The following is a 9,616-nucleotide window of genomic DNA, read 5'->3' as shown; positions in this document are numbered from 1 at the left end:
ACTGAAAGGTTCATGGCGACATACGCCATTTAGAAATGCAAACGATGTGTAAAAGTTTAAGCGGATTGATTCACGAGACTAGAGTATGGAATCTAGCCGATCATAAAAATGAGTTAAAAAGGAATGATATAAACAAAAACGCACTGCTTCTGGCGAAACAGTGCGTTAAGTTAATAAGATTATGCTGGTAAATCGAACCAGATCATTTCACTATCTTCAAGTGCATGAATCGTAGTTTTCTCATCAAACAATAAAGCATCACCTGCTTTAACAATTTGATTCTCAATCATAATTTGACCTTTAATCACATGCACATAATTGTGCTTTTGAGTTGCAGCAATCTCAAGTGTTTTACCAGCTTCTAACACAGCCGCTTTCACTTCTGCATTTTGGCGAATATGCATAGCAGCATTATCATTTGGTCCTGCAATCAAGTGCCATTGGTTTGGCTGTTCACTCGGATCAAGTTTGATTTGTTGATACGTTGGTTCAGCATCGCGTACATTTGGATGAATCCAGATTTGAAATAGATGCACTGGCTCATCGCTATTATTGAACTCACTATGTGCAACACCCGTACCTGCACTCATCAACTGCCATTCACCTGCGGTGATATGTTCTTCATTACCCATCGTATCACGGTGGCTCAGGCGGCCATCGGTGACATAAGTCAAGATTTCCATATTGTCATGTGGATGAGTACCAAAACCATTATGTGCAGCAATCGTATCGTCATTAATCACACGAAGTGGACCAAAACCCATATATTTTGGATCATACCAGCTTCCAAATGAAAAGCTATGATAGGTATTTAACCAACCTGCTTGGACATGACCACGGTTTTCACTACGATGTAGATATGCATTCATTCTGCACCTCCCAAATTCTTATGTATTACTTCATGAACACATCGTAGCAATCCCTCAGCAAAGTAAAAACACCAGTATTGGAACAAATTGTTCTATTTGTGAAATGATTTTAGGATATTTTTATAATTAATAAAAATAATAGAACAATAATAAGCATCAAAATAATTGATAACTAACCTGTGTTCGACAATGGATATGATACTCGTAAACGTCATCTGCAACCTGCATAGTGTAAACAAGATACTGTTTCTGCGATATATTTTAATAAATCCAAGAAGACAACAGGTCTTGCAGATGACAATGCTTTTGGTTACTTTGGGCGAAACCAAAGTAACTCTAGCTGAAAGCTAATCCTAAAATTAGATGAGAACTCAGTAAGACTCCGCCAAGATCATTGTTTTTCAATAAGTTAAAGAAATATTTTCATCGAACTTACGTTAACTATAAAAGTGGAATATAAAAAAGCCCGCATTTAGATGCAGGCTTTAAAAAGGCTAATTGATTTTATTCAAGGAATTTAACAGTTACACCGCTGCTGACTTTATTACCCAAATCATTGGCATCCCAGTTGGTTAGACGAATACAACCATGTGATGCTGTTTTGGAAATCGCAGATGGGTTTGGTGTTCCATGAATACCAAAAGATTTTTTACTTAAACCAATCCAGATATTACCTACAGGGGCATTTGGACCAGGTGGCAGAGACAATGGTTTTAAGTTATTGCCTTGAACGAAGTTACTTGGTGAATAGCTATACCAAGGGTTACGAGCAACACCCACTACCTTATAAGTACCTGTTGGAGATGGCGTATCACTACTGCCAATGGTTGCAGGAAATGAGGCAATCATTTGGTTGCGGCTGTTAAATAGATATAACTGACGTGCACCTTTATGCGCAATGATCAGATGAATATCTTCTGGAAGATCATTACGCACATTGGCGACAATAATCTTTTCACCTTCTTTTTTAAAGCTTGCCTTAGGATTTAACTTTTTCAAAAAGTCTTCATCCATATGGAATTTTTCACCCAACATTTCTGTAACACGAGTGTAGTACAAACCTTTCATTTTGGCCTGTAGTGCATAATCATGGGGAATAGATGCAGCATAAGGACCTTTTAAGTCTTCTGCTGTCAAGGTGTATTCTACAAAAGCGGGTTTGTTTTGCTTGGCGACCAAGGCATCCCACGTTTCTTTGGTCAGCTCACCCGTTGGTTTTAAACCATTCATTTGCTGAAAAGATGAAAGCGCTTTCAGCGTATTCATACCACTTGTGCCGTCGATTGCACCTGGAGACGCATGGGTATTATTCAGCATGACTTGCGCACGCGCATAGACTGGAAATTGACCACGTCCGATATTTTCATACCAGTCAGCATTATTTAGACCGTCAAGTGTCCAAGATGCTTTACCTGCCTGAGTTTTTGCAGCAGTTGTCGTGGCTGCTGCTTTTTGAGCAGGGGTAGGTGCAACGCCTGTATCCGCATTTTTCGTTTCGCTGCTTTCAAGGTTTTGCAATGTAGCAGAGGCTTGATTCAGATCATGTTCTTCTTGAGCACTGACTTGTGCCTGATCTGAACTTGCTGGGCTAGATGTAGCCGCAACATTTGCAGCAGGAGCTGAAGCCGAATTTGTCACAGGTGACGAAACAGGACTAGATGCTGAAGATGTATTTTGAGAGAGAGGCTTACGTTCAATGGCAAGTGGATCAATCGGATCTTGAACAGATTGAGTGCGGATCACTTTTGGATTTAACGGTTGCTCGGCCGTAGGTGCAGCAAACGCTGTGCCAGTCATAATACAAGTTAGACTCAAAGCGAGCAAAGAGCGAACAAACATGTAATTCAACCTTAAGAATTATTCATATAGTTAGGACAGAAAACGGAGTAAGTATTACAGAAAATACATCACGATGCAGTAGTTCTTTTGTGTAGTTATCCAATTTTATCTTGCCTAATCTGGATTTTATCGCACAGAGAAGTTATTAAATCGCAAACCTTTTTGTTATGATGCATGCAATAAAAATTGAGATAGAGAAAGTAAATGACGACCTTAAAAAATGATCGTTTTCTACGTGCTTTATTGCGTGAACCTGTGGACACCACACCTGTATGGATGATGCGACAAGCAGGTCGTTATTTACCTGAGTACCGCGAAACGCGCGGTAAAGCGGGTGATTTTTTATCATTATGTAAAAATACTGATTTTGCTTGTGAAGTGACTTTGCAGCCTTTACGTCGATATGATTTAGATGCGGCTATTTTATTTTCAGATATTTTAACCGTACCAGATGCATTGGGTTTGGGGCTTTATTTTGAAACGGGTGAAGGGCCAAAGTTTAAAAAGACCATTCGTACTGAACAGGATGTTTTAAATTTACCTAACTTCAATGCCAAGTCCGATCTGGATTACGTCATGAATGCAGTTTCGACCATTCGTTCTGCATTGGGCGGTCAGGTTCCTTTGATTGGTTTTTCTGGAAGTCCATGGACACTGGCTACGTATATGATTGAAGGCGGTTCGAGTAAAGATTTCCGTCATACCAAACATATGCTCTATGCACAGCCAGAAGTTTTGCATGCCTTGCTTGATCGTCTTGCTGTCGCTGTCATTGATTATTTAAATGCACAGATCGATGCAGGTGCTCAAGCGATTCAAATTTTTGATAGTTGGGGCGGTGCGTTGGCACACCGTGAATATATTGAATTTTCACTGAACTATATGCAAAAAATTGTCGCGGGTTTACAACGTGAAAAAGACGGTCGTCGTATTCCAGTGATTTTATTTACCAAAGGTGGTGGTCAATGGTTAGAACCAATGATTGCGACAGGTGCTGATGCGCTTGGACTGGATTGGACAACTCCCTTAAATGTTGCGCGTCAAAGTATTGCAGGTCGTGCTGCTGTACAGGGGAATCTAGATCCTGCGGTATTGTATGGCTCTAGAGCATCCATTGAAAAGTCTGTCAAAGCCATGCTGGATGATGCCTATGCCAATGGTGAAACAACAGGTTATGTAGCAAATCTTGGACATGGCATCACGCAATGGGTAGATCCTGCTCAACCGAAAATTTTTGTTGATACCGTACATGAATATAGCGCCAAATACTTGGGATAAGTTTTTTGTGTACGTTCTGAAACTCGTTTCTCAATTTTGTTTTAAGGCAGCTTCGGCTGCCTTGTTTGGTATTTTATTACTGCTCGCATTTGTGTTTACTGCGCCGATGGGCAGTCATGACTATCTTGGCTTTTATCGTTATGACTATTTGCTTTTTTATGCCTTGGCGATTCAAGCTTGTTTACTTTACTTAAAACTTGAATCTTGGGCTGAGGCCAAAGTGATTGCTTTGTTTCATATCATGGCGATGGTGATGGAGATTTTTCTGACGCATCCCGCGATCGCTTCATGGCAATATCCTCAGCCTGCTATATTTAAACTTTGGACAGTGCCACTTTTTGCTGGATTTATGTATTCAGCAGTCGGAAGTTTTTTTGCTCGTTCCTTACGTCTATATCATATCTCATTTGAGGCTTTGCCTCGTTTTGGCAATATGCTGGCATTGGCGTTATGTTCATATATCAATTTTATGAGCAAATTTTTTATCCCAGATCTGCGTTATGCCTTATTCCTTTGGAGTGTCGTCATTTTCTGGAAAACTCGATTAACTTTTTGTTTATCTGCAAGAGCCTTTCAACTCCCCATGTTACCTGTACTTTTAGTCTTGGCATTTATCATCTGGATTGCTGAAAACATTAGTACTTTTTATAAAATCTGGCTCTATCCAAGTCAGGTGAATGCTTGGCATATGGTGGGTTGGGGCAAGCTTGGATCGTGGTATTTATTATTGTTGTTAAGTTTGGTCTTGGTGCTAAAAATACTGGGAGATCGAAGTCATAATGGTCGTTGGAAACTAAACGAATTTCATTAAAATACAAAATTATCTTGGGCTCTCCAAAGGCGTTTTATAGCAATTTTGAAAATGATAGGGCACGTTAGTGCCCTAAATTTTATGGGTTGATTCGTGTTTGCAGCGCAAACTTTCGAGTATAAATATTGATGAGACAACCTAATAATGCACAAAATGCAGCTGTGATAAAGACCGATGGATAGCCCAGATAAAGGGCAACTAGTCCAAATACAGGGGCATAAATGGCATAGGCAATATCCTGACAGGCTGAAAACACGCCCATTGCCGTACCACGAATTTGAGCAGGAGCGCCTTTGATCAGCTCGACTCCTAAAGCTGGATAAATTAAAGAACATCCTGCGCCAGTCACTACTGCACCGATTAATGCAATTTCCACACGCGGCGATATAAATAATAAAAATAGACCAATGGCTTCAATGATTAATGAATATTTAACCAGTTTAAAGCCCGAAACTTTATCAGTTAAATGTCCACAGAAAATCCGCACAGCCACAAAAGCTAACCCAAAAAATGTCAGTGCATAACCTGCATAGGCCCACTGTTGCTCTTTAAAATAAAGGGCGACAAATGTGCCGATACAGGCAAAACCGACACCTTGTAAAGCTAATACCAGACCAAAACGCCAAACGTATTGAATGACCTGTTTGAGTGGTGGATAGGTGCCTGTATGCGGTTGAGTCGCTCGGATAAAAATATCAATTAGCAAAGAGACAAGGGGTAAACTGATCAGAAGCAAAGCAACCGCGTAAAATCCAAAGCTTTCATATAACCAGAGTCCCAAGGGTGCGCCTGCGGCCAAAGCACCAAACATGGCCATGCCTGTAAAGGATAGTAATTTTCCTGCACGTGCTTGTCCGACTAAGCCAAGTCCCCAAGTTAAATGTCCGCTGACCAGTAAACTTTCTGCATAACCATGAACCAAACGGCCGAGCAGTAATATCACAAACTTGAATATCATCGAAACAGGTGCAAAAAAAGCCAGAATATAAATGAATCCTGCCATTAATAAAGATGCCATACCTTGCAAAGTCGCGCGTTTTGCGCTGATTTGATCGGCAATACGACCTGCATAAGGACGTGTCAAAACTGTGGCTACAAATTGTGTACCAACAGCGATACCCACCCAAAAATTATTGAATTTTAAACTGTCGTGCACATACAGTGGAATCACTGCAAGAGGAGCGGAGATAGTGAGATAAGAAAGAAAAAGCGCGATCACTAAAGGGTAAAGCGTTTTAGTATCGTTATCTAACGAGGAGGGGGCTGTCATGGTCATATTTTGATTAGACTGTGTCATTTGGTACTCCATGGAAGGGATACCGTATAGACACGTGCATCCACTTCCATTATTAAAAAATACTGGAACAGATGCGTTGGATAACGTGAACGCTTACGATTTTAGTCAGGCCATGAATGACCTGCTAACGCTTTGGCAGAATATCCCATGTTTTACAGCAATGATCAAGCTGATTTTTATAAATTAAATCATCGTTATTCAATGGCGATTAGATTATCTTTGATAACTTTTTAGAGCCTTTTAGTTTTCTCGCAACGGATAAAATAAAACGGACTGATGACAGAAATCTATTCAATATCACCAATAAACATCACGGTATGACCGAGTAAATAACCTGCGGTTACCAATAAGGCAATCCAGATAAAAGCCCCGACAATGTTATACAGGGAGAACACACTATAATTCATGCCACTTGAACCCGCAGCAAAAGGTGCAAAAGAGCGTACAAATGGGATAAAACGAGCGACTAATATCGTTAAGGCACCATGTCGTTTAAAGTAATCATGGGTTTTTAATAAATGTTCGTGCTTAATCAAGCGTGATTTGATTTCAAAAATACGCACTCCCATACGACGACCAATATGATAATTCACCATATAACCAAGTGTGGCTGCGATAGAAAGCAAGATGATGATAAAACCAAGATTCATCATGGGGATGGTTGAACAAAGCGCACCAACCGCAAGAAGTAGACTATCACCAGGCAAAAAAAACATGAAAACGAAAGCCGTTTCACAAAAGATAATCAAAAAGAGCAGGGCATAAATCCATAACCCATATTGTTGAATCAAAATAGGCAGATAATGTTCAAAACTGAGTAAAAAATCGAAAAATTCCACTAACGATCTACCTTCATTATTACTTCGTTAATGTCAATAATCGCCAGACTTTATGTAATTGTCTGGCTGATAATTTAAAACTTTGGCAGAAAGTTAATAACTTTCAGGTACAGCACTTAAAAATTCACGACGAACTTCTTTATCGGTTTTAAAGTCACCTAAAAAAGACACAGTACGCGTCGTCGATTCCTGTTTACCTACGCCACGCATCATCATACACATATGTGCTGAATCAATCATGACAGCAACGCCACGTGCTTGTGTTACTTCCAATACAGCCTCTGCAATTTGCTGAGTCAGATTTTCCTGAATCTGTAAGCGACGCGCAAACATTTCAGTAATACGGGCAAATTTAGATAATCCTAAGACTTTACCCTCAGGTAAGTAGGCGATATGCACACGTCCGTAAAATGGCAAAAGATGATGTTCGCATAAAGAATAAAATTCAATATTTTTAACCAACACCATTTCATGGTTATCTGATGGAAAAACCGCACTATTGGTGACTTCTTCCAGTGTTTTGCCATAGCCAGAGGTCAAAAAAGAAAATGCCTTGGCAGCTCGAATAGGCGTATCTTTAAGCCCAGGACGATTTAAATCCTCACCCACTGCGGTCAGAATATTTGCATAGGATTGCTGCATTGACATAAGACGTATTGGCTTACTCTATTAAACAAGCTCGGCATTGTATCAGAAAACCGATCAAGTGGGTCATGTAACTTTGCAGGATATTTATTCAGATGGTGCTTAATATGGAAAAGCTGAATAAAATTCAGTTTTATTGTGGCTGATATTTCATCAAATGCTAATTTTCTCCTTATTTTGTGATAAAAATCTGCTAAAAAAGAATAATAGTTTGGCTGTTTATAGTTGATTTTAAAGATATATCTAAACTCTTATATCGGTTATTTACAACTGCAAAAACCAAGTCATCACATTTAATGTGGCATTTTATTTGCTCATCTTTGAGTATCTGGATGCAGAAGTAAAAAGGATAGAAAATGTCAGCACGTCCCATCACGTTTTATTTCCGAGGACAATGCCAGCAAATTGAAATGCTTGCACCAACCACGACCGTTTTACAATATTTACGTGAATATGTTTCGGCTGAGAAAACGCGCCAAACTGGAACCAAAGAAGGCTGTGCAGAGGGCGACTGTGGGGCATGTACGGTGGTCATTGGAGAGTTGGTGAATAATCAATTACAACTGCGCAGTGTCAATGCCTGTATTCAGTTTTTACCTACTTTAGATGGTAAAGCCCTTTTCACCGTAGAAGATCTTCAGCAACTCATTTCAGCTTCAACAGGTCAAATGCATCCTGTGCAGCAAGCAATGGTTGAGCAACATGGCTCACAATGTGGCTTTTGTACCCCAGGCTTTATCATGTCGTTGTGGTCAATGTATGAAAATGAACTACATGCTCCCAATAAAGAAAAAGTCAGTGATTATGTTTCAGGGAATTTATGCCGCTGTACAGGTTATCGTCCAATTTTAGATGCCGCACAACAAGCTTATAATTATCCACGTGTGCAATTAGAGCGTGAAAAAGTCATCAAAGTTTTGACTGAGATTCACGCTTTACCGTCTTTAGAATTAAATTATCAGGGGCAGCAATTCTTTGCACCTAAAACCTTACAGGAGTTTGCAAGTTTACGTCAGCAATTTCCACAAGCACGTATTGTCGCAGGTAGCACCGATGTCGGATTGTGGGTGACGAAGCTCGGTCGAAATTTGGGCGATATGTTGTATATTGGTCAGGTTGAAGAGTTAAAGAAAATAACAGTAAGCAATGATCAACTTGAGATTGGTGCCAATGTTAGTTTAAGCGATGCATTGGCTAAAATATCTGACATTTATCCAGATTTTTCTGAATTACAGCGCCGTTTTGCTTCCATGCCCATCAAAAATGCAGGGACTTTAGGCGGTAATATTGCCAATGGTTCTCCTATTGGCGATTCAATGCCTGCTTTAATCACACTGGATACCGTGTTGCGTTTGCGTTGTGGCGAGCAAGTCCGTGAAATTAATTTAGCTGATTTTTATCTGGATTATCAAAAGACAGCTTTACAGGCGGGTGAATTTGTTGAAGCGATTTTAGTGCCAGTTCGTCAAGATAGTATCCATTTTAAATTTGCCACTTATAAAATTTCTAAGCGTTTTGAACAGGATATTTCGGCGGTGTGTGCTGCCTTGAGTTGTGAGTTAGATAGGAATAAAGTGGTTCAAGCCATTAAGATTGCGTTTGGTGGTATGGCGGCGATTCCAAAACGGGCGTTCAATACCGAAAAAGTTTTGTTAGGTCAGGTGATGACCCCTGAATTACTTGAACAAGCACAAATTGCATTAGCGCAGGATTATCAGCCGTTGAGCGATGGTCGAGCCAGTAGTGCTTATCGACTGCAAGTGGCACAGAACTGTTTACAGCGGTTTTATGTAGAAAAAATTCAGGCGCAAAATCTTACTCGAGTTGAAGATTTAATCGCATTGGTGGAGGTGTAACAATGAATCAGTCCATCGAATTAAAGAGTTTAAAAGCATCGGCCAAAGCAGGGCAATCGATTCCACATGAAAGTGCGCATTTACATGTGACAGGGCAGGCGACTTATATTGATGATTTGCCAGAGCTTGAAAATACCTTACATCTGGCGGTGGGATTTTCACAATGTGCTAAAGGCAAAATC

9 protein-coding genes are annotated in these 9,616 nt (G+C 40.0%); 4 read left to right on the top strand and 5 right to left on the bottom strand.

Annotated features, from left to right (window positions below):
* Positions 1-179: 179 nt before the first annotated feature.
* Positions 180-869, bottom strand: a complete 690-nt coding sequence (locus tag JR005_RS14080; protein WP_004990083.1) for a pirin family protein — start codon at positions 867-869, stop codon at positions 180-182.
* Positions 870-1,373: 504 nt separating this feature from the next.
* On the bottom strand, positions 1,374-2,708 hold the full coding sequence (locus JR005_RS14075; protein ID WP_151722116.1) for a L,D-transpeptidase family protein: 1,335 nt from the start codon (positions 2,706-2,708) through the stop codon (positions 1,374-1,376).
* A gap of 204 nt (positions 2,709-2,912) precedes the next feature.
* Between JR005_RS14075 and hemE the strand changes: the two genes are divergently transcribed.
* Together hemE and JR005_RS14065 are read left to right on the top strand one after the other, a co-directional pair.
* Positions 2,913-3,986: a uroporphyrinogen decarboxylase gene (gene hemE / locus JR005_RS14070; protein ID WP_005003503.1), complete on the top strand. Its 1,074-nt coding sequence runs from the start codon at positions 2,913-2,915 to the stop codon at positions 3,984-3,986.
* Entirely contained in the window at positions 3,958-4,797 is an 840-nt protein-coding gene (locus tag JR005_RS14065) for a DUF817 family protein (RefSeq protein ID WP_416378503.1), read from the top strand. The genes hemE and JR005_RS14065 overlap by 29 nt, the downstream gene beginning before the upstream one ends.
* Positions 4,798-4,876: 79 nt before the next feature.
* On the opposite strand, the gene JR005_RS14060 is transcribed toward JR005_RS14065, so the two are convergent.
* The 3 genes from JR005_RS14060 to folE all read right to left on the bottom strand — a co-directional run bounded on the left by JR005_RS14060 (position 4,877) and on the right by folE (position 7,575).
* A complete protein-coding gene (locus JR005_RS14060; protein WP_005003506.1) occupies positions 4,877-6,094 on the bottom strand; it encodes an MFS transporter in 1,218 nt (405 codons plus the stop codon).
* A gap of 287 nt (positions 6,095-6,381) precedes the next feature.
* Positions 6,382-6,933: a VTT domain-containing protein gene (locus tag JR005_RS14055; RefSeq protein ID WP_004990072.1), complete on the bottom strand. Its 552-nt coding sequence runs from the start codon at positions 6,931-6,933 to the stop codon at positions 6,382-6,384.
* Between the two features lie 93 nt (positions 6,934-7,026).
* Positions 7,027-7,575 (bottom strand): GTP cyclohydrolase I FolE, encoded by a 549-nt coding sequence (folE, locus tag JR005_RS14050; RefSeq protein WP_171063284.1) that lies wholly within the window; start codon positions 7,573-7,575, stop codon positions 7,027-7,029.
* A 359-nt stretch (positions 7,576-7,934) separates the two neighbouring features.
* On the opposite strand from folE, the gene xdhA reads away from it, so the two are divergent.
* Together xdhA and JR005_RS15075 are read left to right on the top strand one after the other, a co-directional pair.
* Positions 7,935-9,434, top strand: a complete 1,500-nt coding sequence (xdhA, locus tag JR005_RS14045) for a xanthine dehydrogenase small subunit (RefSeq protein WP_218665324.1) — start codon at positions 7,935-7,937, stop codon at positions 9,432-9,434.
* Between the two features lie 2 nt (positions 9,435-9,436).
* A partial coding sequence (locus JR005_RS15075) for a hypothetical protein (RefSeq protein WP_228731717.1) occupies positions 9,437-9,616 on the top strand: 180 nt, incomplete at its 3' end.

It is taken from the genome of Acinetobacter sp. Colony158 (assembly GCF_019264745.1).
GTDB classification, from domain to species: Bacteria; Pseudomonadota; Gammaproteobacteria; order Pseudomonadales; family Moraxellaceae; genus Acinetobacter; species Acinetobacter ursingii.
The sequence above is the reverse complement of the archived record's forward strand: the minus strand, read 5'-3'. Positions and strand labels throughout refer to the sequence as shown.